The organism is Rhodococcus sp. 1R11, assembly GCF_004563845.1.
Lineage (GTDB): Bacteria > Actinomycetota > Actinomycetes > Mycobacteriales > Mycobacteriaceae > Rhodococcoides.
In genome coordinates, this window is the sequence record NZ_SPNG01000009.1 from 31131 (window position 1) to 54863 (window position 23733).

General features: G+C 64.4%; 22 protein-coding genes and 1 pseudogene. 14 read left to right on the forward strand and 9 right to left on the reverse strand.

Annotated elements, in window-relative coordinates:
* The first annotated feature begins 12 nt into the window (after positions 1-12).
* Entirely contained in the window at positions 13-522 is a 510-nt protein-coding gene (locus tag E4P29_RS25955) for an LpqN/LpqT family lipoprotein (RefSeq protein ID WP_167735516.1), read from the forward strand.
* Here E4P29_RS25955 and E4P29_RS16495 read toward each other — a convergent pair.
* Positions 519-1886, reverse strand: a complete 1368-nt coding sequence (locus E4P29_RS16495; protein WP_135046307.1) for an MmgE/PrpD family protein — start codon at positions 1884-1886, stop codon at positions 519-521. The genes E4P29_RS25955 and E4P29_RS16495 overlap by 4 nt on opposite strands.
* 177 nt (positions 1887-2063) lie before the next feature.
* Here E4P29_RS16495 and E4P29_RS16500 point away from each other — a divergent pair, with 177 nt between their 5' ends.
* Complete coding sequence (locus E4P29_RS16500) at positions 2064-2876, forward strand: cyclase family protein (RefSeq protein WP_027497869.1); 813 nt, start codon at positions 2064-2066, stop codon at positions 2874-2876.
* Positions 2873-4291 carry an MmgE/PrpD family protein gene (locus tag E4P29_RS16505; RefSeq protein WP_135046308.1) on the forward strand — a complete coding sequence of 473 codons (1419 nt, stop codon included), beginning with the start codon at positions 2873-2875 and terminating at the stop codon, positions 4289-4291. Before E4P29_RS16500 ends, E4P29_RS16505 begins: the two co-directional genes overlap by 4 nt.
* Before the next feature lie 51 nt (positions 4292-4342).
* Here E4P29_RS16505 and E4P29_RS16510 read toward each other — a convergent pair whose 3' ends face one another.
* Together E4P29_RS16510 and E4P29_RS16515 are read right to left on the reverse strand one after the other, a co-directional pair.
* Positions 4343-5170 (reverse strand): CoA ester lyase, encoded by an 828-nt coding sequence (locus tag E4P29_RS16510; protein ID WP_135046309.1) that lies wholly within the window; start codon positions 5168-5170, stop codon positions 4343-4345.
* Positions 5167-5955, reverse strand: a complete 789-nt coding sequence (locus E4P29_RS16515; RefSeq protein WP_032384779.1) for an IclR family transcriptional regulator — start codon at positions 5953-5955, stop codon at positions 5167-5169. Before E4P29_RS16515 ends, E4P29_RS16510 begins: the two co-directional genes overlap by 4 nt.
* A gap of 211 nt (positions 5956-6166) precedes the next feature.
* On the opposite strand from E4P29_RS16515, the gene E4P29_RS16520 reads away from it, so the two are divergent.
* The 9 genes from E4P29_RS16520 to E4P29_RS16560 are packed head-to-tail and all read left to right on the forward strand — an operon-like array spanning position 6167 to position 15521.
* On the forward strand, positions 6167-7387 hold the full coding sequence (locus E4P29_RS16520; protein WP_032369049.1) for an ABC transporter substrate-binding protein: 1221 nt from the start codon (positions 6167-6169) through the stop codon (positions 7385-7387).
* Positions 7384-8373, forward strand: coding sequence for a branched-chain amino acid ABC transporter permease (locus E4P29_RS16525; RefSeq protein WP_135046310.1), 990 nt, complete (start codon positions 7384-7386; stop codon positions 8371-8373). Before E4P29_RS16520 ends, E4P29_RS16525 begins: the two co-directional genes overlap by 4 nt.
* A complete protein-coding gene (locus E4P29_RS16530) occupies positions 8370-9413 on the forward strand; it encodes a branched-chain amino acid ABC transporter permease (RefSeq protein WP_052056402.1) in 1044 nt (347 codons plus the stop codon). Before E4P29_RS16525 ends, E4P29_RS16530 begins: the two co-directional genes overlap by 4 nt.
* Positions 9410-10132 (forward strand): ABC transporter ATP-binding protein, encoded by a 723-nt coding sequence (locus tag E4P29_RS16535; RefSeq protein WP_135046311.1) that lies wholly within the window; start codon positions 9410-9412, stop codon positions 10130-10132. The genes E4P29_RS16530 and E4P29_RS16535 overlap by 4 nt, the downstream gene beginning before the upstream one ends.
* Positions 10129-10833 (forward strand): ABC transporter ATP-binding protein, encoded by a 705-nt coding sequence (locus E4P29_RS16540; RefSeq protein WP_179273948.1) that lies wholly within the window; start codon positions 10129-10131, stop codon positions 10831-10833. The genes E4P29_RS16535 and E4P29_RS16540 overlap by 4 nt, the downstream gene beginning before the upstream one ends.
* 13 nt (positions 10834-10846) lie before the next feature.
* Positions 10847-11479 (forward strand): hydantoin racemase, encoded by a 633-nt coding sequence (locus tag E4P29_RS16545; protein WP_135046312.1) that lies wholly within the window; start codon positions 10847-10849, stop codon positions 11477-11479.
* Complete coding sequence (locus E4P29_RS16550; protein WP_135046313.1) at positions 11476-12840, forward strand: FAD-binding protein; 1365 nt, start codon at positions 11476-11478, stop codon at positions 12838-12840. Before E4P29_RS16545 ends, E4P29_RS16550 begins: the two co-directional genes overlap by 4 nt.
* 27 nt (positions 12841-12867) lie before the next feature.
* Entirely contained in the window at positions 12868-14334 is a 1467-nt protein-coding gene (locus E4P29_RS16555; protein ID WP_032384784.1) for a dihydroorotase family protein, read from the forward strand.
* Entirely contained in the window at positions 14331-15521 is a 1191-nt protein-coding gene (locus E4P29_RS16560; protein WP_032369045.1) for a CoA transferase, read from the forward strand. Before E4P29_RS16555 ends, E4P29_RS16560 begins: the two co-directional genes overlap by 4 nt.
* A 40-nt stretch (positions 15522-15561) precedes the next feature.
* Here E4P29_RS16560 and E4P29_RS16565 read toward each other — a convergent pair whose 3' ends face one another.
* Together E4P29_RS16565 and E4P29_RS16570 are read right to left on the reverse strand one after the other, a co-directional pair.
* Positions 15562-16488, reverse strand: coding sequence for an ABC transporter substrate-binding protein (locus tag E4P29_RS16565; protein ID WP_135046448.1), 927 nt, complete (start codon positions 16486-16488; stop codon positions 15562-15564).
* Between the two features lie 76 nt (positions 16489-16564).
* Positions 16565-18862: an excinuclease ABC subunit UvrA gene (locus tag E4P29_RS16570; protein WP_135046314.1), complete on the reverse strand. Its 2298-nt coding sequence runs from the start codon at positions 18860-18862 to the stop codon at positions 16565-16567.
* Positions 18863-19258: 396 nt separating this feature from the next.
* Here E4P29_RS16570 and E4P29_RS16575 point away from each other — a divergent pair, with 396 nt between their 5' ends.
* Positions 19259-19462: a hypothetical protein gene (locus E4P29_RS16575; protein WP_045840953.1), complete on the forward strand. Its 204-nt coding sequence runs from the start codon at positions 19259-19261 to the stop codon at positions 19460-19462.
* 4 nt (positions 19463-19466) lie between these two features.
* Here the strand turns inward: E4P29_RS16575 and E4P29_RS16580 are convergent, their stop codons facing one another.
* Entirely contained in the window at positions 19467-20006 is a 540-nt protein-coding gene (locus E4P29_RS16580) for a DUF2231 domain-containing protein (protein WP_135046315.1), read from the reverse strand.
* An 87-nt stretch (positions 20007-20093) separates the two neighbouring features.
* On the opposite strand from E4P29_RS16580, the gene E4P29_RS16585 reads away from it, so the two are divergent.
* Positions 20094-21590, forward strand: a complete 1497-nt coding sequence (locus E4P29_RS16585; protein ID WP_135046316.1) for a fatty acyl-CoA synthetase — start codon at positions 20094-20096, stop codon at positions 21588-21590.
* A 5-nt stretch (positions 21591-21595) separates the two neighbouring features.
* On the opposite strand, the gene E4P29_RS26390 is transcribed toward E4P29_RS16585, so the two are convergent.
* The 3 genes and pseudogenes from E4P29_RS26390 to E4P29_RS26400 form a co-directional block, all read right to left on the reverse strand.
* Complete coding sequence (locus E4P29_RS26390; RefSeq protein ID WP_245154367.1) at positions 21596-23239, reverse strand: HNH endonuclease signature motif containing protein; 1644 nt, start codon at positions 23237-23239, stop codon at positions 21596-21598.
* A gap of 37 nt (positions 23240-23276) precedes the next feature.
* Positions 23277-23528, reverse strand: a complete 252-nt coding sequence (locus tag E4P29_RS26395; RefSeq protein ID WP_245154380.1) for a DUF3253 domain-containing protein — start codon at positions 23526-23528, stop codon at positions 23277-23279.
* A 15-nt stretch (positions 23529-23543) separates the two neighbouring features.
* Positions 23544-23672 (reverse strand): annotated as a pseudogene (locus tag E4P29_RS26400) (DUF2256 domain-containing protein); the annotation flags it as partial.
* Positions 23673-23733: the final 61 nt, after the last annotated feature.

Below are 23733 nucleotides of genomic sequence, written 5' to 3' on the forward strand. Positions count from 1 at the left end.
CGGGAACAATCGATGCAGAGCGTTCTGCAACAGCAGGGTGTCGAGCTCGTGCCCGTACATCTCGACGAATGCGCAAGGTTCGGTCTGGAGCTCCCTGCGCTGCCGGGGTGGGATCTCGTTCCTGCGCACCTGTTTCCGCACGCCACCGCGGTGCTGTGTTCTCCGACAGATGCGGTCGACGGATTCGTTCCCAACGCGGCAGTCTTGACCGGAAAGTTGACGCGGTCACTCGATCCGCAGACCCTGCTGGCATGTGGGTTCGGCGACTCCCGGGCACTTCCGCAGTGGATCGACGTCAGCTACGACCGTGACCCGTTCTGCGGTCTACCGTCCGTTTCGATTGCGGGTCGATACGAGTGGGACGGTCGGACGTTGTTCGCCCGGACCCGGTATGTCGTTGTCCACCACATCGTCGATCAGTACCTCGTCCAACTGACGGTTACCCTGCCCGACCAGATGAGGTCTCGCTTGCATTGGGCGGCTGATGTATTCGTGGACGAGGTGCGTATCGGGAGAAACTAGGTCGTAGGTAGCCTGCGCAGTTCCTCAGCAACGTCATCCGTCGTGCAGATGGATTCGACGATGCCTCCGAGCTCTGCTGCATCCTCTTCTCCCACCAGGCGGGCAATTTTGGCTCTGATCCCGCTGTAATTCATCGGGAAGTGGGCGACATCTCCGACAGGATTCGGGGTCGAGGCAGACATGAAAGTTCCATCTCGGAATTCGATCGTCACCTCGGCAATTCGGCGCTCGGGTAGAAGCTCATCGAATTCTTCGGCCGAGGAGACATCGACCCGGGCGCTGAATCGATGCGCACGAGAGAAAGTGGGACCATCCGGATCGAGCGCGTCGACGTCGATCGCGTCGGACAAGAACGCGGCAGCGACGACGAACGGTAGCGAGAACATCGCGCCGAGGCGAGTGCTGGGATTGCGTTGGAACAGGGGCTCCGCCAGTGAATGTGTACGCACGACGACCCTTGCGATGTCGTCGGCTGACCAGTCGGCACGGCTGCGCAGACTCTGCACGGTGTCGATGGCGGCATGTGTGTAGGAGCAACTCGCATGCTGCTTGGAATAGCCTTCGAGAGTCAGCCATCGCTCACCGAGATTCTCGGTGAGCTTCGCCAGGTCCAGCGTGCCGATGATCGAGCCCAGTGAATGCTCGATCGCACCGGTGTTGCCCACCACGCCCGCACGGGCCAGTCGTGCGGCGTTCGTACCGGCCCGCGCCGCACCGCCGATCCAGAGGTTGCGTGCAAAGTTACCGTCGAGCACCACAGCCCACGGCGCGACCTGTACCAACGCCGCGGACGAATCGATCGCTGCAGCAACGGCATCGAGGTCGCATCCGTGAACGACGGCGGCCGCAGTCGCCGCACCGGTCGCACCCCAATGCCCATGGGTGTGCCATGCGCTGTTCCGCGTCAGCGCATAGCCGAACCTGGCCGCCACTTCGTATCCGGCAACAACGGCGGTGAGGAAGGTGCGGCCGGAGACCTGCTGGGGTGCAAGTCGCGCTGCGGCGATCGCTGCAGGCACCACGTGCGCGGCGGGGTGTCCAGCGGCGTACTTGTTTCCTTCGTCGAGTTCGAGGCAGCACGAGGCAATCGCGTCGAGTTCGGCGGCCGATTCGACCGTGGTGCCGCGGGGTCCGCCGAGCGGGTGCGTCGAGCCGGGTTCGGCGTTCCAGTGGGCGCGTAATCGTGTCATCTCTGTGGTGCGCGCCCCGGCCAGTGTCACGCCCAGTAGGTCCAACAGAACGAGCTTGGCGCGCTCGGCGAGGTCGTCCGGCAAGGGGCGGCCGCGAAGTGTGTCGACTGCTTGGGCGAGCCGCGCGACGGAGTTCTCATGTTCCGGTGAGCGAAACGATAGTGAACCGTCCATTGTTGAATGTTAGAAGTAACAAGATCTGATCGTCAATGACGCAACCGATAATGCCTGGACTGTTACTCTGACGGCATCGCTTCGCTGTGAACTGGGTCGCTCCACAATGTTCCGCTTGGCGAAACGAACGCATTGCTGACGTGATCGGCGCGCTCAGCGAGTAGAAGGAGACAATCAATGTCCGATCAACTCCTCGATGCCGTCCAGCAGGGCGTGCACACGGTGGATCTCGGGAGGCAGCTGCGGGTGGGAATGCCGCAGTCGCCCAATCACCCGCAGTTCTGGCACACGCTGCCGCGCAGACACGGGGACATGACACGGTCGGACGGCGGTAGCGCAGCCAACGACATGATCACCACGGGTACCCACGTCGGAACCCACATCGACGCGCTTGCGCACGTGAGTCACAACGGGAAACTGCACGGCGGTGCCGACGCGGGTCAGTCCTGCCTCGGTGGAAAGTACGTGGAGCACGGCGTGCACACCATCGCACCGATGATCCGGCGCGGTGTACTGCTGGACATCCCCAGGCTTCTCGGTGTCGGTCGCTGCGATGGTGGTTACGAGATCACGGTCGACGATCTCGAATCTGCCTGCGCTGCACAGTCGGTCGAGATCGGTACCGGCGACGTAGTGCTGATTCGCAGCGGCTGGGGTCAGCTCTTCGACGAAGGCCTGCCCTACGTCGGAGGCCCTTCCGGCGTGCCGGGGGTCAGCGAAGCCGGGGCTCAGTGGCTCGCTGCCCTGCAGGTGCACGCGGCCGGTGCCGACACCATCGCGTTCGAACGACTCGCCCCCGGCGGAGGTCACGCCCTCCTGCCCGCACACCGAGTGCTGTTGGTGGAGAGCGGAATCTACATCATCGAAGCGTTGGACCTCGAAGAACTGTCGCGTCAGGAAATCTTCGAGTTCACGTTCCTGCTGGTGCCGCTGAACATTTTCGGTGCAACCGGCTCGCCGGTTCGCCCTCTGGCGGTGACGTCCGCATGAGTGAACTCACCCTCGCGCAGCAGGTGGCGCGGTTCGCTGTGAACACGCGATACGAGGATCTGCCCGAAGATGTGGTGGCCTCGGTCGGTATGCGCGTTCTCGACACTCTCGGAATCGCGGTCGCGGCCACTGATCTCGATACCAGCCGCGCCGCCATCGCATGGGCGTGCGAACAGGGTGGCACTGCGACGGCGACAGCCATCGGAGTCGACGTCGCGCTACCGCCCATGCTCGCCGCATTCGTCAACGGGGTGCTCGCGCACTCCTTGGACTTCGACGACACACATCTGCCCTCCATCCTGCATCCGAGCGCCAGCGTGGTTCCCGCTGCCTTGGCTGCTGCCCAGGAACACGGTGCCGACGGCCGCGCCCTGGTGCGCGGCATCGCAATCGGCCTCGAGGTCTGCGTTCGGCTCGGCATGGCAGGCTTCGACCCGGACGCCAAGAACTCGGTGTTCTTCGAGCACGGCCAACACGCAACCTCCATTTGCGGCGCGATGGGTGGTGCCGTAGCGGCTGCCGTCATCGGGGGTGCCTCCGAGACCGGGATCGTCGACACCATGGGCATTGCGGCGTCGATGGCATCGGGCATCATCGAGGCCAACCGCACCGGCGGAACCGTCAAGCGCATGCACTGCGGGTGGGCCGCGCATTCCGCACTGTCGGCCGCGGGACTGTCCAGGCACGGGATCACCGGCCCGCCGACGGTCCTCGAAGGCCGGTTCGGGTTCTTCCAAGCCTGGTTGCACGAACCGGGCCGGGCAAACGAAATAGTCGCCGGCCTCGGTACCGAGTGGGCGGTTCCGGGCATATTCTTCAAGCCGTATCCGGCCAACCACTTCACCCATGCCGCCATCGACGCAGGGGCTGCGCTCCGCAAGCGCGGAATCGTAATGGAGGACATCGGCACATTGGAGCTGGGCGTCCCGGCCGCAAACCTGCGCACGATCGGTGAACCGATCGAGGTCAAGCGCACTCCTGCAACCGGTTACATGGCTCAGTTCAGCGGCCCGTACGCCGTGGTCGTCGGACTGCTGGGCGGTGGGGGACTCGGTGCCGCTCTCGAGGACTACTCCGACGAGTTGGCCAACGATCCGCAGCGGCGGGAGTTGATGGCAAAGGTCTCGGTGGTGCCGGATTCACGGTGCGACGCCATTTTCCCCCATCAGTTCCCTGCGGTCCTGACGGCCACGATGACCGACGGTTCCGTACTCGTCGAAGAAGTCCTGACGACTCGCGGTGGTCCGGAAAGACCACTGTCGTTCGAGGAGGTGTCGGCCAAGTTCACCAGCAACGCGCAACAGTTTCTGAGCGAGACCGAGCTCGGTGCGTTGGCCGGTCGTTGCCATGCACTCGGCGACTTGTCGAACATCACCGAACTGCTTGCGCCCCTCACGGTATCGAAGAACCAGTAGAGGCGCTGCACCGCCCAGTTCTCGGCTGGGCGGTGCAGTAGTTTCGATCCATTACGCGCGAGCCAGGACTTCCCGAGCTCCACGAACCACGGCTTCGTCGACGAATCGGCCGGAGTCATCGACCGTCGGTCCTCCGTGAGCTGCGTCGTACAGCTCGAGCAACCTCCGAGCGGCGTTCACATCTTCGTCGGTGGGTGTGAGTGCGGCGTTGATGATGGGCACCTGGCTGGGGTGCAGTGCTGTTCGTGCTCGAAAGCCCATCTCGACAAACCGTGCGGTGGTGGTCTCGAAGCCGGCGAGGTCTCGGAAGTCCGTCGAGGTGGGTGCGATCGGGGCTGCGATACCAGCTGCAGCGCAGTCGATCACGATGCTCGTGCGGATTCCGTCGATCACCGTCGCCGTGTCCTCGGAGCGGGTGATGCGCAGGTCTGCCAAGAGGTCGACCTCGCCTATCCCGAACGTGCGAATTCGGTTGCAGCGGGTCATCTCCGGCAAGGCACGCAGTGCGTGGGCGGTTTCGACGAGACCGATCAATTCGACATCGGGGAGCCCTCTCTCGAAGAGAATTCGGTCGGCATGGGTGAGCGAATCCACCGAACATTTTGCAACCATGATGCCGGTGATCCCCACCATGCCTACCGCGTCGAGATCCTCCTCGAGGAATTCGGGGGTGACGCGAACCCACACTTCGGTGGCGGTCGGCTCTGTGATGTCGAGCCACTGCGCGACGTCGTGGCGAGCTCGTTCCTTGTACGGCAACGGAACTGCGTCTTCGAGGTCGATGATGACGGCGTCGGCCGCGCCTCGTACTGCCTTGTCGAACAGCTCGGGCTTGACCGCAGGAACATAGAGAAACGACCGGGCGGAGGACAGTGTCATCGGCTTGTACGAGCTTCCAGGATCTGGGTGATCGATGTCGCGGCGGCGACCACCTGGCGGGCATGAATCATGTGTTCGTCGTCCGCCGAGGACGAGTAGCGGAAGGCCGGACCGGACGAACTGACAGAGCCGAGTACATGTGCGGCCCCGTCGAAGAACGGTGCCGCAATGGAGGCAGCTCCGGTGTTCCGCTCGTTCGTGGAGGTGGCGTACCCATTGGTGCGGATGTCCTGAAGTCCTGCGTGGAAGCGACTTTCGTCGGCATCGGGGGAGTGCGCCCGCAGCTCTTGGAAGGCCTCCACCGCAAAGCGTTCGGGCAGGAAGGCCAATATCGCGCGGCTCGATGCTCCTGAGTGCAAGGCGTACTGGGGCCCGATCTCGACCACCATCTTCACTTCTTGCGGGCTCTCGTATTGGTCGAGGTACACGCGTCGATGTCCGACGAGGACCGACAGAGTTGCGGTCTCACGGGTTTGAGCGCGCAGGGAACGCAGGACCGGGGCAGCGACGGACCTGACGTCCAGCTGGCTCCACGCCTTGGTTCCGAGGCCGATAGCCGCAGGACCGAGGGCGTATGTCGACTCTCCCACGACCGGCTGCACGATCGAGCGTGACGCCAGCGATTGCAGGATTCGGTGCACGACGGCCTTGCTCAGTTCGAGTCTGCGCGCGATCTCCGAAACCCCCAGGGCCCGATCGGATTGTGCGAAAGCAATGAGCACATCGGCGACACGATCTGCCGACTCCGTGCCCGTCGATGTTTCCAGTACCGGCTTGCTGACCATATGTGTCACCTTTCGGATGTGCCTGCGTTCCGCTGGGCGAACCATACCCGTAACAAGAATTTGACGAAAGGTCCTGTTCTGAGCGCGTGATGCATGACATACTCGGTTCCAGCGAGAAAAGTCATCAATCTGATGGTGCGCTCAGCGGAACGATCGAGTTCCGCCCTCTTGTTCGACTCGGCGCCGGTGGGTGCGGAAGGCAGACACAACAATGAAGAAGCTCGTAGGTGTGCTGACAGCGGTTGCGGTCGTGGGTGCGGCAGCGTGTGGATCCTCATCGGGTTCGGACGATTCGGGGCCGATCAAGATCGGCTCGGTGCACCCCACCACCGGTGCGCTCGCCGGTGTGGGTGGTCTGATGAACGACGGTGCAGCGCTGGCAGTTTCCGACATCAATGCGGCAGGCGGCATCGCAGCCCTCGACGGGCGGTCGCTCGAACTGGTGTCCGGTGACAGCCAGGGCAAGGCCGAAGTCGGCCAGAGCGAGGCGCAACGCTTGATCGACGACGGTGCCGTGTCCCTCGTCGGTACGTACCAGAGCGACGTGACGCAGAACGTCGCGTCGGTCGCCGAACGGTCTCGTGTGCCCCTGGTCATCGACGTCGCGGTGGACGACAAGATTCTCGAACAGGGTTACCAGTATTCGTTCCGCATGCAGCCGAATGCCTCGAGCATGGGCACCGACGGTGCCAAGGCGCTCGCCGCGATCGAGGAGCAGACCGGCCAGGCCATCGACAGAGTGTCGTATCTGCACATCGAAGGCTCGTTCGGCGACAGCGTCTTCGACGCTTTCGAGGCCGAAGCAGCAAATCAGGGAATCTCCTCCGTGCAGGAAATCACCTATCCGGCAACGAACTTCTCGGACGCGACCACCCAGGTCCGGGAGGCAGCCGTGTCCAATCCCGATGTCATCGTCGCCACCGGTTACTACCCGGACGGGTTGTTGATCGCTCGCGCGGTCGAGCAGTTGAACCTGAACGTCAAGGGCGTGTACGGAATTGCCAACGGCGCGTTCGACGACAGCTCCTTCCCGAGCGATGCCGGTGCTGCCGGCGCAGGCGTTCTCAGTGCCAATTACCACTTCGATGCCACCAGCGACCGCGTCACCGACATCCGTGCACGCTTCGAGGCTCAGTACGGGCGACCCATGGAAACGGCAGCGATGTTGTCCTACCAGGCAGTCGAGGTTATCGCGGCCGGCTTGGAAGGCGGCGCTTCGACCGACCCCGAGGATCTGCGGGACGCGATTGCGGGCGTCTCGATCGAGGATCCGTTGCTCGCGTTCAGTGGGCCGATCGAGTTCGACGAAACCGGTGAGAACAAGAACGCGACCGTCATCGTCACCCAGGTACGCGACGGTGCGATCGCCCAGGTCTTCCCCGAAGAATTCGCAACGGACGCAATCGAGTTCCCGGTAGGGGCGGGACGATGACGTCCACGGCCCCAACCGTCGACAAGGCGGGAAAGCGCGGACTCCCGGGTCTCGGCCCCGGTGCTCCCGTGCTGGCCGCAATCGTCGTCGTCATGGCGGTCATCTATTTCGTCGGTGGTAAGGACCAGGGACTGGTCACCCAGGCGGTCGTCTCCGGTCTGCTGCTCGGCGGCGTCTACGCATTGATCTCGGTCGGGTTGACGCTCATCTTCGGTGTTCTCGGCATCGTCAACTTCGCCCAGGGAGCGATGCTGACGATGGCCATGTACATCGTCTACGCCTTGTCCACGGCAGGCCTTCCGGTCTACGTCGCGACACTCGTGGCGGTTCCGCTGATGTTCGTCTTCGGCATGATCGTGCAGGCGACGTTGCTGACCAAGCTGACGATCAGCGGGAGCCACGACGGCCCGCTGCTGGTCACTCTCGGTCTGTCGCTGTTGATCATCAACGTGCTGTTGATGATCTTCGGCGGACGTCCACAGTCGGTGCAGGCACCGATCGACGGTTCGCTGAACGTGCTCGGGGCCGTCGCATCATGGCCACGTGTGGTGGCGTTCATCGGTGCTGCGCTCGTCGCCGTTGCGTTGACCGCCGTGTTGAAGCGGACGCCGCTCGGCTTGTCGATCAGGGCAGTTGCGTCGAACTCGGAGGGGGCCAAGCTCGTCGGCGTCGACATCGGCCGGGTCTACGCTCTCACCTTCGGAATCGGCGCGGCCTGTGTGGCTGTGGCCGGCGGATTGATGACGCCGTTCACCAGCCTCACACCGTCGGTCGGCGAGCAGTTCACGATTCTGGCGTTCGTCATCGTCGTTCTCGGCGGACTCGGCAGCGTCGTCGGTGCCGTGATCGGCGGGCTGATCATCGGGCTCGTGCAGACGGTCGGCGCGCTCTACCTACCCGGAACGGGGTCGCTGATCCTCGTGTTCGCGGTGTTCGTCCTCGTCCTGTTTCTCAAGCCCGAAGGATTGTACGGAGCTCGCCGATGACAACGACCGGTACCGCACCCACCCCGGTGCACGACGATTCACGACTGAAGGACACGTGGCTTCGTCGCCAACTGATCACGCTGGCAATAGGATTCGTCGTCGTCGCGGCATTGCCGTTGATGCTGGGCGAGCAGGCGCAGACGGTGGCCGTCCGCACGTTGATCTTCGCGATCATGGCAGTGGCCTGGAACATCATGAGCGGCTTCGGCGGCATGTTCAGCTTCGGCCACGCCGCGTTCTTCGGCATCGGTGCGTACACCGGTGCGTTCCTGCTCGTCGAACACGATGTGTCGCCGTGGATCTCGATGATCGTGGCCGCGTGTATCGCCGCTGTGGTGGGCACACTGATCGCCTATTTGTGCCTGCGTTACCGGCTTGCCGGTTCGTACTTCGCGCTGGCCACGTTCGCCTTCGCTCAGATGTTCCTGCTGTTGGTACAAAACCTGGAGGTCTTCAACAAGACCGAGGGCTTCAATGTGCCGATCCTGCCTCGTGATTCGTGGTGGATGCTGCAATTCGAGAAGGGCAGCGCCAACTACCTCTGGATCCCGTTGGTGATACTTGCTCTCGCAGTTCTCGGCACCATCTTCTACACGCGTTCTCGTGCAGGCCAGTTCGTCCAGGCCACCCGCGACGACGAGACAGCCGCAGCATCGCTCGGTATCGACACGATGAAGTATCGGCTGATCGCCGTCGCGGCGAGTTGTGCGCTGACCGCCGTCGCCGGCGTCTATTACACGCAGTACTACTTCTTCGTCGGCCCCGAGCAGGCCTTCGGCTCGGCGGTATCCGTCGAAGCAATCGTGCCGGCGGTCATCGGCGGAATCGGAACGATCTGGGGTCCGGTGATCGGTGCCGCCGTCATCGGGCCGCTGTCCGAGTTGATCAACCAGTTGCTCAGAAATCCGCCGCAATTCCTCGAATTCCTGCAAGGAACAATCGGTTTGGACGTCGCCGCCTACTCGGTGATCCTGATTCTGATCGTGATCTTCCTGCCCAAGGGAATCTTCGGGACGATCCGTGAGAGGTGGAACCGATGAGCCTGTTGAGCATCGAGAACCTGAGCAAGTCCTTCTCGGGGATCCACGCGGTACGCGAGGTCAGCCTCGACGTGCCCGAGCACGAATTTCTCGGCATCATCGGCCCCAACGGGGCAGGTAAGACGACCCTGTTCTCCCTGCTGTCGGGTGAGCAGCCCCCGACAGCAGGCCGAGTGATCTTCGACGGAACGGATATCACCGGATGGCCGGCGAGCAAGATCGCGCGGGCCGGTCTGGTTCGTACGTTCCAGCTGATGCGGCCGTTCGAGTCGATGTCGGTACTCGAGAACGTCACCATTGCTGCACTGTCGAAGCGTAAGTCGCGCAGAGATGCTCGACGCCACGCGCTCGAGGTGCTCGATCGGGTCCAACTGTCGGATCGGGTCGGCGGCAAGGTCTCGACCATGTCCACGGCGGGGTTGAAGCGACTCGAACTCGCGCGTGCTCTCGCGATGGAGCCGCGGGTCGTCCTCCTCGACGAAGTACTGGCAGGGCTCGTCCCCGCCGAGCGCGCACCCATGATCGAGCTGTTGCGCAGCGTGCATCAGCAAGGCCAGACGGTGATGTTCGTGGAGCACATCATGGCAGCGGTGATGGCGTTGTCCGAGCGTTTGGTCGTCATGCACGAGGGCGCTGTGTTGACCTCGGGCGACCCGCGCACTGTCGTCGCCGACGAACGAGTCGTCGAGGCCTACCTCGGTGAGGAGAAGACCGCATGATGCTCGAAATCGACGACCTCCACGCCGGCTACCGCAGGCTGGAGATTCTGCACGGACTGACGCTGGGGGTCGACAAGAACGAGATCGTCTCGCTCATCGGTGCCAACGGTGCGGGTAAGACGACGACGCTACGTGCGTTGTCCGGCCTCGTCACCACGTCAGGTGGCCGAATCATGTTGGACGGAAACCCCATTCACGGCATGCGTGCCGACCGAATCGTCAAGGCGGGTCTGGTCCACGTGGCGCAGGACCGCGCGCTGTTCGGTAGCCTCTCCGTAGCCGAGAACCTCGAGATGGGTGCCTACTCGCAGAAGCACGGAACCGTACGCTCGTCGTTGGATTCGGTCTTCGAGTTGTTCCCCATCCTCGCCGAACGCCGGGAACAACGCGCCGACACCATGTCCGGTGGGCAACAACAGATGTTGGCCATCGGACGAGCCATGATGGCCCGTCCCCGGGTGCTGACGCTGGACGAACCGTCCGTCGGACTGGCACCGAAACTCGCCGCGGAGGTTCTCGACGCTATCGTGCGCATCCGCGACTCCGGCGTGACGGTGCTGATAGTCGAACAGAACGCCGCGCAGGCACTGGCAATCTCCGACCGCGCCTACGTAATCGAGAGCGGCTCGATCGTGTTGACCGGCAGCGGTTCCGAACTGACACACGACGAACGCGTCAAAGCGGCGTACCTCGGCATTTAGGAGCCCCACGCACATGCACCTCTTGGCTTTCACCCCGATCGACGTCGACTCGGCCGAACTGGCTCGTCGGCAGCGTCGGTACGACCAGTTGGCCCCGTCCGGCGTCACCGTCGAACTCCGCAACATCGGACCCGACGCGCCCGATGCGCTCGACACGGAATTGGACATCAGACGTTCCGAGGATGTCCTGTCTGCGGCCTTTCATGCTCTACGCGACACCGAAGCAGACGGCTTCCTGCCCGACTGCGTGCTGGATCTGTGCGCAGAGGAAGCGGACTCGTTTGCTGTACCCCTGTACGGATTGACTCGACTGACCGCGTCGTTCCACGCATCCCAAGGAAGCCGCATCGGCGCTCTGGCCCGAAACGAGGCCATCGCCGCCGAACTGGACCGCAGGCTCGGCTTCTATGGACTCGTCGCCGAGGCCACTGTTGTTCTGGGACTGGGTGTTCACGACATCGCCGATACTCGGGCGTGGGGACGAGCAGTGTCCGAGCACGCGCGCGAGTTGCACTGCGACGTCGCCATCAACGCCTGTTCGGCAGTCGACCTGACGGATCCTCCGGTGTCTCCGTGGGTAGTGGACCCGACAGCAACGGCGCTTCGACTGCTGGGACTTCGCAGCGAATTGAAGGTCCTCGCATGAGCGCGGAGGGCCCCGATCTCGTCGTTGCAGGTGCGGGCGGCGGACTCGTCGCGGCGCTCAGGGCTGCTCAGCTCGGTCTCGACGTATTGGTGGTCGAGGCGAGCGAACACTTCCGGCGCGGCAACAACACGGCGATGTCCACCGCGATGATCCCGGGCGCGGGCTCGCGGTGGCAACGCGACGCGGGAATCGACGACTCACCGCAGCAGTTCGTCGACGACGTGATGCGCAAGACCAAGGGCACAGCCGACGCTCGGTTGGCCACGGCGCTTGCCGACGTCAGCGCTCCCTTGGTGGAATGGTTGGCAGATCATCTGGAGCTTCCGCTGGCGTTGGTGACCGACTTCGCGTACCCGGGGCACTCCCGATTACGTTGTCACACAGTCGAAGGCCGACACGGTAGCGCGATGCTCGATCACCTCGCCCGCGCTGTGGCGGCCGAGCCTCGGATCGACATGCTGGTTCCGGCGCGCCTCACCGATGTGTCGGTCGACCTCGACGGTGGAGTGGACGCGGTGACTGTCACGCTGCCCGACGGCAACACCGAGGTCATCCCTACTCGCGCAGTACTGTTGGCCACCAACGGATACGGCGCGAACGAGGCTCTCGTGGAGCAGCACGCTCCGGAGATATCGTCGGCGCGGTACCACGGTAGCGAGCACTCCACCGGAGATGCTCTCGCCATCGGGCGCAAGCTGGGAGCGGATGCGGCGTACCTCGACGCCTACCAGGGGCACGCGGCACTTTCGAAGAAGGCGACGACGCTCGTCGGCTGGGCCACTGTGATGCACGGCGGAATCGTGATCGACGCAACGGGCCGCCGATTCGGTGACGAAACTACCGGCTACTCCGAATATGCCGCCGCTCTCGCGGCTCGGCCCGGATCCGAGGGCTGGGTCGTCATCGACAGGGAGGTCTACGACAAGTGTCTGTCGTTCAAGGACTTCGAGCAGACGGTGGCCTCCGGTGCGGCAGTGTGGGCCGATGACGCTGCAACTCTGGCCGACGTGACCGGCCTGCCGGACGAGGCGGTGGCAGAGGAACTCGCGGCTGTGGCAGGGTATGCACAGGGCGACGTGCCGGATCCGTTCGGCCGCAGCTCTTTCGAGCACACCCTGACCGAACCGTACGCGGCCATCAAAATCGTCCCCGCGTTGTTTCACACGCAGGGCGGCCTCGTCGTCGACGAGAACGCGCGAGTACTGAGGCCCGACGGGTCTGCAATCGACGGACTGTTCGCCTCCGGCGGTGCGGCAATGGGCATTTCGGGCCACGGGGCCGCCGGTTATCTGGCGGGCAACGGGTTGTTGCCCGCGCTCGGGCTTGCGTACCTCGCGGCCAGTTCTCTCACAACTTCCTAACTAGTGAAAAATCTCGAAAGGACAATCATGTCAACGTTGTTGATCATCAACGCCCGAGTCGTGCGACCGGGATCGGCCGCTCCCGACGAGGGGGAGTTCCTCGACCTTCTCATCGAAGACGGCAAATTCACCCGCATCGAAGCGGGAATCGATGCTGCCGGAATCGACACGGTCATCGACGCCGCAGGCAAGGTTGCGTTCCCCGGAGTGGTCGACGCGCATCAGCACTGGGGTATCTACAACTCACTCGGTGAGGACGCCGAAATCGAGTCGCGGGCCTGCGTGCAGGGCGGCGTCACCACCTCGCTGTCCTACATGCGTACCGGGCAGTACTACATGAACACCGGCGGCTCCTACGCCGACGTCTTCCCGACCGTGCTCGAGGCCACCGAGGGCCGACCGTACGTGGACTACGCCTACCACCTGGCACCGATGTCCAAGGGGCACATCGACGAAATCCCGGCACTTATCGCCGAGCACGGCGTCACCTCGTTCAAGATCTTCATGTTCTACGGCAGCCACGGCCTGCACGGCCGCTCGACCGACCAGAGCGAGTTCCTGATGACGCCCAAGGGTGAGCGTTACGATCTGGCGCACTTCGAGTTCGTCATGCGCGGAATTCAGGCTGCGCGCGAACAGTTCCCGGACAAGGCCGATCACATCTCGCTGTCGCTGCACTGCGAGACCGCCGAAATCATGAGTGCGTACACCAAGATCGTCGAAGAAGAAGGCACACTGCAGGGACTGGCCGCCTACAGCGCGTCACGGCCACCGCACTCCGAGGGCCTCGCCGTCACGATCGCGTCGTTCCTGGCCGACGAGACGCAGCTGCCGAACATCAACCTGCTGCACCTGTCCTCGCGCAAGGCGCTGACGGCGGCAATGCGGATGGCGAAGGCCTTCCCGCACGTGAACTTCCGTCGTGAGGTGACCATCGGGCACCTGTTGGCAGATATCGACACCGCCTACGGGCTCGGCGGCAAGGTCAACCCGCCGTTGCGTCCTCGAGACGACGTCGAAGCGTTGTGGGAGCACCTGCTGGCCGGCGATATCGACTGGGTCGTCAGCGATCATGCGTGCTGCAAGGACGAGAAGAAGTTCGCCGAGGACCGCGGCGACATCTTCGCCGCCAAGTCCGGCTTCGGCGGGGCCGAGTACCTGCTCCCCGGTTTGGTCAGCGAAGGCCGCAAGCGCGGGCTGAGCTGGCGCCGGATCGCCGAGCTCACGTCCCTCAACCCGGCGTTGCGCTACGGCCTGCCGGGCAAGGGCGACATCGCCGTCGGGATGGATGCAGACCTCGCGCTGGTCGACCCCGATCACACCTGGACCGTGAGCCCCGAAGACTCCGAGTCGGCCCAGGAATACACGCCGTTCCAGGGCTTCGAGCTCGGTGCCAAGGTAACCGACACGTTCGTCCGCGGACAGCGTGTGCTCGCTGACGGTGCCGTCTCCGGCGCGCCCGCCGGTCGCTACCTGCACCGCCCGTACCTGTGACGGGGCCGCTCGAGGGCGTCAAGGTACTCGATATCTCGACGATCCTCGCCGGGCCGCTCGTCGCGCAGATCCTGGGTGATTTCGGTGCCGAGGTCATCAAGATCGAGCACCCGACGAAGCCCGACGGGATGCGGGGACACGGTCTGGACAAGGACGGACACCCGCTGTGGTGGACGATGATCAGCCGCAACAAGCGGACGATGACGTTGAATCTCGGCAACGAGCGCGGAGCGGAGATCTTTCGGCGTCTCGCGGCAGAGGCCGACGTGGTGGTCGAAAACTTCCGGCCGGGCACACTCGAGCGCTGGGGGCTGGGATACGACGTCCTGTCCGAGGTGAACCCCGGCCTGATTCTGTTGCGCGTCACCGGTTTCGGGCAGACCGGACCGTATTCCACCAGGCCCGCGTTCGGAACACTCGTCGAGTCGATGAGTGGCTTCGCCCACCTGACCGGTGAGGCCGACGGCCCGCCGACGCTCCCCGCATTCGGACTCGCCGATTCCCTCGCCGGAATAGCGGGCTCGTCGGCGGTGTCCATGGCATTGCTGCACCGCACCAACAACGGCGGCAAGGGGCAGGTCATCGACCTCGACCTGTTGAGCCCGATCATGGCCGCAGTCGGCCCGGGCGTCATCTACGCCGACCAATTGGGTATCGACCAGGAGCGCACCGGAAACAGGTCCAGCAACAACGCACCACGCAACCTGTACAAGACGGCGGACGGCCATTGGCTGGCGATCTCGACCAGTGCCAATTCCATCGCCGAGCGGGTCCTCGTTCTCGTCGGCCACCCCGAGGTGCTCGACGAACCCTGGTTCGCCACCGGCCGGCAGCGCGCAGCGCACGCGGATCTGTTGGACGATTACGTGGGGGGTTGGATCGCCGAGCGGACGCGGGACGTCGTCATCGACGAGTTCGAGAAGGCAGGTGCTGCAGTCGCTCCCGTGTACAAACCCAGCGAACTGCTGTCGGATCCGCAGGTCAATGCCATCGAGATGGTGACGACCGTGGAAGACGACGATCTGGGGCCGGTCCGTATGCAGAATGTCATGTGGCGGATGGGCGGTAGCCCCGGCCGAATTCGGCACACCGGTCGACGGCACGGGGCCGATACCGACGACGTACTGTCCGAACTCGGCTGTACGGCGGACGAGATCGAGGCCATGCGACGCGACAGCGTGGTGTAGATCGATCCCGCGGTAGCGGGTGTCGGAACGCCGCGGCGGGTCAGGCGGGGAGCTGTCGAAGCACCGAAGCGACGGCCTCTGCCTGGTCTGCGATACGAGGGCCCCATCGACTCGACAGGTCCTCGTCCATCGGGAAGATCCGGCCGTCGCGGACGGCGGTCATCGATCCCCAACCCGGTCGTGACGAGACGGAAGCGGCTGTGACGCCACAGCATTGGGCGTCGGCAAGAAACACCACATCCGGGTTCGACGTGATCACGGCCTCGGCGGCGAGCTGCGGGTAGTCGCCGGCGTCGGAACCGTCGGCGATGCTGGTGAGTCCGAACAGACCGTAGATCTGCCCGACGAAGCTCGCACTCGTCACCGTGTACAACGTGTCATCGAGTTCGTGGAAGTACGTTAGCGGCGCCTCGCGGGTCGGGACGCTCGCGACGGCTGCATCGATCCGGTCACGAGTCCGGGATACGACGGCATCGCCGTCGGCGTCGTGGCCGGTGGCGTCCGCGACGCGCTCGATCTGCGAGTAGGCGTCGTCGATGCTCGTCGCGGCAGGCAGCACCAGCGTCGGAACGCCTGCCTCGGCCAGTGTCGACGTCACGAGGCCCAGGTCGGTGGAGGCGATCACCAGATCGGGGTTGTACGCCACGATCGCTTCGAGGCTCGGGGTGAACGCCGACAACCCTGTCTTCGGAGCATCGGCGGGGAAGTCCGATTGACCGTCCACGGCCACCACCTGGTCGCCCGCCCCGACGGCGTACAGCGTCTCCGTCGCGGTTGGGCTCAGCGACACGATCTTCTGTGGAGCAGCGTCGATGGTGACCGAGCCGCCGTCCGAGCCGGATGTGATCGTCCTCGGAAACTCGCCACTCGCCGCGGGTGCCGGATCGGCGGCGGGTGGCGCGTCCGTTTCCGTGGTGCTGCATCCCGCCGCTACGAGCGCGACGACCGCGAACCCGGCTGAGATCATTCGTGCCGATCGACGCTGCACTGCCACTCCTGTGTTGTCCGGTGTCTCTTCGAACGCCAACACTATCGGGGAGCGGTCAACGCCCCAGGCTCCGTGCCAAGTACCTACCGGTGTGGGTGTCCGAGGCCACCAGCTCGTCGACCGTGCCGGTGAAGGTGATCAGCCCGCCGTTGTGGCCGCCGTCGGGACCTAGATCGATGATGTGATCCGCCGCGGCGACGACGTCGAGGTTGTGTTCGATGACGATCACCGACCTGCCCTCGTCGACCATCCCGGACAGCAACGCAACCAAGTTCGACACATCCGACGGGTGCAGTCCCGTCGTCGGTTCGTCGAGCACCAGCACCGAAGACGACCCGATCAGCTCGGTGGCGAGTTTGAGACGTTGCCGTTCGCCGCCGGACAGGGACGACAAGTTCTGTCCAAGCGAGAGGTAGCCGAGTCCGACGTCCCGGCAGCGACGCAGAATGTCTCGAATCTTCTTGACCTCGAAGAAGTCCTGCGCGTCCTCGACGGACATCTCGAAGATGTCGGCGATGCTGACGCCGTCGACGGTGTGTCTGATCGCGCCTGATCGAAACCTCCTGCCCTGGCACGTCTCGCAGGTGCTCGTCACGGGATCGGTGAATCCGAGTTCGGTGAAAATGACGCCGCTGCCTTGGCAATCGGGGCACGCGCCGTCCGAGTTGGGGGAGAACAGCGACGGCGGTTGCCCGGTCTTCTTGGCGAAGTACGCGCGGATCGGATCGAGCAGACCGGTGTAGGTCGCAGGGGACGAACGGCGTGAGCCCCGGATCGGTGCCTGGTCGATGACAACGGCGTCGGGCGCGGCCTCGCGCAGATGACCGTGGATGAGGCTCGACTTTCCGGAACCGGCGACACCGGTGACGGCTGTCAGTACCCCGAGCGGGATGTCGACGCTGACGTCGCGCAGGTTGTGGGTGGTGGCACCGAAGATGCTCAGCCAGCCCGAAGGCGCACGGGGAGTGCGTATCTCGGCGTCATCACGCCGGAGCGCGGAGCCGGTCCTGGTGTCGGCTCGGCGGAGCTCGTCGAAGGTTCCCTCGAACACCACTGTGCCACCGGACTTTCCGGCACTCGGTCCGATCTCGACGATACGGTCGGCGATGGCCATCACCTCGGGGTCGTGTTCGACGACGAGGACGGTGTTGCCCTTGTCGCGCAGCGCGAGCAGCATGTCGTTCAGGCGGTGGACGTCGCGAGGATGCAAACCGGTCGTCGGTTCGTCGAAGACGTAGAGCATGTCGTTCAGCGTGGCTCCGAGGTGACGAACCATCTTGATGCGCTGGGATTCACCACCCGAGAGCGAGGACGTCGCTCGGTCCAGGCTCAGGTAGCCCAGGCCGAGATCGACGAGCCTGGTCAACTGCGTGACGATTTCGGTGGTGACGGAGTGCAGGCCCTTGATGTCCCATTGTTCGATACGGTCGGCTAGTTCGGAAACCTGCATGGCGAACGCGTCGGGCAGGGAAAGTCCTTCGAGAGTGGCACCGCGGATGGTGTCGTTGTAGCGGGAACCGCCGCAGGCCTCGCAGACGCCGCGCGTGACGATGCGCTCGAACGCGGCTTTCGCCTTGCCCTTGAGCGCATCTGCGTCCTTGGCGAGGTAGCTTCGGCGGAACCTCGACACGATGCCCTCGTAGCTCTTCATGACGGCGTCGGGATTGGTCACCTCGACCTCGCCGGGCTTGGCGTCGAAGAAGAGGTGACGCTCGCGCGCCGAGTACTGCTCGATCGGGACGTCGAGATCGAACAGGCCCGAGTCGGCGAACACCCGGTACGGCCATTTGCCGACCTCGAAGTCGGGATGCTTGAACGGGCCCTCGCGCAACGACTTCGACTCGTCCACCAGTTCGCCGAGGTCGACGATCTTCGCCTCGCCGAGCCCCTCGCATTCGAGACACATTCCGGCGGGGTCGTTGAACGAGAACGCGTTGGCGTAGCCGATGTCGGGCGTGACGGCGCGGGACCACAGCATGCGCAGCCAGTCTCCGATGTCGGTGATGGTGCCGACCGTCGACCTCGGGCCACCGAACAGTCGCCTCTGATCGACGATGACGACGGCCGACAGGTTCGCGATCAGATCTGCATCCGGTCGGCCGTAGGACGGCAGAAACGTCTGCGCGAACGCGGTGAACGTGGAGTTGATCTGCCTCTGTGCTTCGGCAGCGATGGTGTCGAACACCAGTGACGACTTGCCCGACCCGGAGACGCCGGCGAACACGACCAGCGAGCGTTTCGGCAGATCGAGGTCGACGTCGCGCAGGTTGTTCTCCCGGGCTCCACGCACGACGATCGTGGACAGGGGATCAATAGGTGGCTGGTCTTGTAGCACAAGCTGGGGCTCGGTCATCGCGTTGTCGATTGCCTTTCGCCGCGCCCCGAAGGGCGTACACCCACGTTGGTTCACGCAGTGCCGCCGCAGCCTACCGTACGGTGTACGGAAACGCTACCGGTAACGGATCGACGCAAGGGGAGATCCATAGAAGACGGCTGCTGTGGTGGGGGTTTGTCGTAACGAAAGGTCGCAATGTCGACGAGAAGGCATGTGCTCGCGGCTTGCATTGCCGTGTTGCCGATGCTGGCGGGATGCAGCACTCCGAGCGCAGACGTCGGCACGGACGTCGAGGCGGTGCCGGGGGGAGGCCTCACGCGCTCCACCGTTGTGCCGAGGATCGTCATCCCCGATACCCCGACGGTCGAGAGGCCCGCACCCGCAGCCCCCGCCTACATGCCTCCGGTTGTGTGTATGAATCTGCAGTCAGCGCAGAACGCGATACAGGCGGCCGGTGTCTTCTACTCCCGCAGTGCGGACGCGTCGGGGGAGGGCCGTATGCAGGTCAACGATTCGAACTGGATTGTCGTCGAACAGGATCCGGCTCCCGGTGTCCTCATCGGCGAGGGCGAAGCCGTGCTGTCGGCGGTCAAGATCGGAGAACCGAACAACTGTTGACGGGTCAGCTCGGCAGGCGGTGTCGAGCTTCGGACTCGGCCTCGCTGCCGGGGGTGCTGTAGGCGAGGTGCCCGCCGATGAGTCCGCCAAGCCCTGCGGCTGCGAGGCCGGCCGCCGCCAGAGCTTTGGCAACTCCGTCGGTCTGCTTCCGCCGACGGAGGTAAGAGCCCAGAAAGAGGAACACGCCGGTCGCGTTCGAGGCCGCGTGGATGATGCCGACCCGACGCTGAACAGTGTTCATCGTCGACCAGTCGGCCCATCCGGTCGCTATCGCCGGCGGCGCGGACGCGAGACCCAGCGCGACGACAATTTTGGCCGCCCTGGACTGGTTCTTGACTAGATCGAGCGCGACGGCGCTGGTCCAGCTGCCGATGGTCACCGTCACCAGCGCGGGGTGGATGGGGTGCCCGATCCACCGGCCGTGCAGCGCTGATCCGACGGCACTGTCCGCTACCGCAGGTGCAAGTACGCCATGGATCGCGTCGCTCGGTCCGTCGAGAAACGAGGCTGTCTCGAGACTGTCGAGTGATTGTTTGATTGTCATGGAACACCGAATGCCCCGTGATCGGCGAGCGAACCATCGACGCCGAAGTCGAGGCGAGAAGCTTGGACGTCCTATAACGTCGGTGTCATGACGAACGGCACCCGAGTCAGCACCGTCGACGGCGTTCTGCGCAGGTCGGCGGCGAAATTTCCCGACCGTCCGGCAGTGACATTCGATGGCCGCAGCCATAGCTACCGCGAACTCGACACCGCCGTGACCCGAGCGGCCCGTCGGTTGATTGCAATGGGCTTGGACAAGGGTGACCGGGTGGCGGCGTACGGCGTCAACTCCGACGCGTACGTGGTGGCATTTCTTGCCTGTTCGCGAGCAGGATTGGTGCACGTGCCCATCAACTACGCACTCGTGGGCGACGAGCTGCTGTATCTGCTCGATCAGTCGGGCGCACGGGCTGTGCTCGTCGACCCGGAACTGTCGAACACGCTCGATTCCGTTCGGAGCGGCACCGACGTCGAGTTCGTGGTGTCGCTTCCGGATCTGCTCGACGCTGCTGGGGATGATTCGGTCCTCGAGCCGGCCGCGGACTCCACGGACCTGGCGCAGTTGCTCTACACCTCCGGCACGACGTCGAAACCGAAGGGCGCGATGATGTCTCACGGCGCGCTCGTTGCCGAGTACGTCTCGTGTGTGATCGCTCTGGGGTTCACCGAAGACGACGACCCGCTGTTGGTGATGCCGATGTACCACTCGGCCGGGATGCACGTGTTCATGCTGCCGTATCTGTCGGTCGGGGCGACCGTGCGACTGATGCGCAAGCCCGACGTCGCGGAGATTCTGCGGCGGATCGAGGACGAGAAGATCAAGTCGTTGTTCCTGGCACCGACGGTGTGGGTTCCGCTCGCCAATCACCCCGACCTCGATTCTCGTGATCTGTCGTCGTTGAAGAAGGCGCAGTACGGGTCGTCGATCATGCCCGTCACGGTGTTGACCCGGCTGCGTGAGCGATACCCGGACATCGAGTTCTACAACTGCTTCGGACAATCCGAAATCGGGCCGCTGGCAACGGTTCTGCAGCCGTCCGAGCACGAGGCCAGACCGGCGTCGTGCGGTCGTGCGGTGTTCTTCGTCGAGACCCGCGTCGTCGACGCGGACGGTAACGATGTGCCGGACGGCGAGCCCGGTGAGATTCTCTACCGCTCGCCTCAATTGTGCGACGGTTACTGGGACAAGCCGGAGGCGACGGCGGAAGCGTTCTCCGGGGGGTGGTTCCATTCGGGTGATCTGGTGACTCGGGACGCCGAGGGGTTCATCACGGTCGTCGACCGAATCAAGGACGTCATCAACACGGGCGGGATTCTGGTTGCTTCTCGTGAGGTCGAGGACGCGATCTACACGCACCCCGCCGTTGCCGAGGTCGCGGTCATCGGAATTCCGGACGACAGGTGGATCGAGGCGGTGGCTGCTGTCGTCGTGCTCAAGGACGGAAGTCAGGTGTCGGCGCAGGAGTTGATCGACCACGTGAAGGGCAGGATCGCGCCGTTCAAGGTGCCGAAGACCGTCACTTTCCTGGACGAGTTGCCTCGCAACCAGAGCGGAAAGTTGCTCAAACGCGCGTTGCGCGCCTGAGTTGTTCACGCGGCTCGCTGTTTTCGTCGGTGGTAGCTCGGGAGGGGTTGCTGTATGGGGTCGACGGATTCGGGTGGGATGGCGTAGGGGTGTCCGTCGTCGCCCATGATGAGCTGCCAGTCGCCGTGGTGGACGAGGCGGTGGCATTCTCCGCAGACGAGCGCGAGGTTGTCGATGTCGGTGGGGCCGCCGTGTTCCCAGAATCTGATGTGGTGGGCTTGGCACCATTGTGCGGGGCGGCCGCACATGACGCAGCAGGTGTCGCGGATGGTCAGGGCGATGCGTTGGTCGTCGCTGGCGAGTCTGGTGGTTCGTCCGAGCGCGAGTGGTACGCCGTGGTGGTCGACGATGACGGGGGTCAGGTCGGCGTCGCAGGTGACGAGCTCGGCAAGGAAGCGGCTGATGGGGCCGGTCCAGTCGAGGTGAAACGGCCAGTCGGCGCCGCCCGGCGTGGGGACAGACTTCTGCCCGCCGTTACTGTCACCGCCACGACGGGCCGCGGCATCGCCGCGAGGACCAGCGTCGCCCGGCTCGGACACAGATTCTTGCCCGGCACCACCACATCCGGATGCCGCATCGCCGCGAGTAGCGATATCCCCTCGGGCAGCTCCATTCGGACGCGAGGCGTTGCTATCGCTGCCGCTCGAGGAACCATTCGAGATCGAACCCGTGTCGCCCGAATCCGTTGCCCCGCTATCGGATTGCTTATTACCGCCGTGGGCGAGCAAGTCCCGCAGGGGAACGATCAGGTGCACTGACGCCCGCGACCCGCCCGCCGACCCACGAGTGCCACCGCGGAGGTGTCGGTCGAGGATCTGATCGAGTGCATCGGCCCGGCGCTTCGACGGGCTGCGTGGGTCGCGCTCCCCGCCGGGACCTGGTCGCGGTGCCGTCAACGGCGATAGAGCGGTGAGCAGCTTCTCGGCGAGCAACAGGTCGATGTCGCCACCGACCTGGAAGCGGCCGTTGGCCAGCGGGTGCAGGTCGAATCGGTTCAGGTCCGGGTTCTCCGACACCGGTCGCGGTGCAGGTGTCGGCGGAACAGGCTCGGGCGCATGCGGTTCCGGATCCGGTGTCGGGTCGCCGTGTCGGTCGGAGGACGTGGCGGTGTCGGCGGCGCGACGCTCCTGTTCCTGCTGTTCTTTCTCTCGGCGTTGTTTCTCGGCTTTCGCGTGTCGTGCTCGGGCGTCGTCGGCGGCCGCATGCGCCAAAGCCTGCGCGCGGGAGGTCACGTGGCCGGCGGTGTTGCGCATCGCGGTGTCGAGGAGTTCGGCGACAATTCCGTCGCGCCGGTCCTGATCCAACGTCGGGTCGGCCACCAGAACCACGTCGTAACCCTCGGCGATGGCTGCGGCGTGCGCGGCATGGATCCGACCCTCGGCGAGGGCGTCGAGCACGGTGGGGTGATCGAACAGCCAGTACCCCAGTGCGTTCTGGCGGGCGGCGGATCCGTCGGTGATCCGCACCGACTTCGCGTACCAGCGGGTGACGGACGAGTGCCCGAGTTTCATCGCCAAGCCGCGTCGGTCGATCTCGGCGAGCAACGTCAATCTCGTTGCTGCGAAAGCGTTTTCGAGTGAGATGACGTCAGCAAGCTCGGAGACCAACTCCTGGTCCCCGAGCCCGAACACATCCCCCCATGTCTTCACACCACGAAAGCTATACCCACCCACCGACAGGTTTGTGTCACTGCTTCCAGCGGATCCGGATCGGTCCTTTTGCGGTCGAGGGATCTATGACCGACCCCTTCTGGGTGATCTCGACTTCGCCGGCTTCGACCATGCGTCTGGCCGCGCGGCGAACGGGCTCCATCAAGTCGCGCCAGGCGTCGTCGGACAGGGCTCGTGCCACATCCGATGGGCAGATCGTCGCGTCGCGTGATCGGGTGTCGAGCAAGGATCGGATTTTGTCCTCGAGTTCCTTGTCGGTTGCACTCACTTTGCGCCGCCGGCAGGTGTCGCTGCAGTACTTGACGTCATCCCAGTTCTTCTCCCATTTCTTGCGCCACTCGATCCGCCGACCGCACGACGCGCAGACCTTGTCTGCGGGGTGCGCGGTGGAGGTGCGACGGGAGTGGGCCACAGATCGACAGTAACCTCGTTGCCCAGGGCTTCGCCGCTCTCGGAGTGAAACTATCCTGATC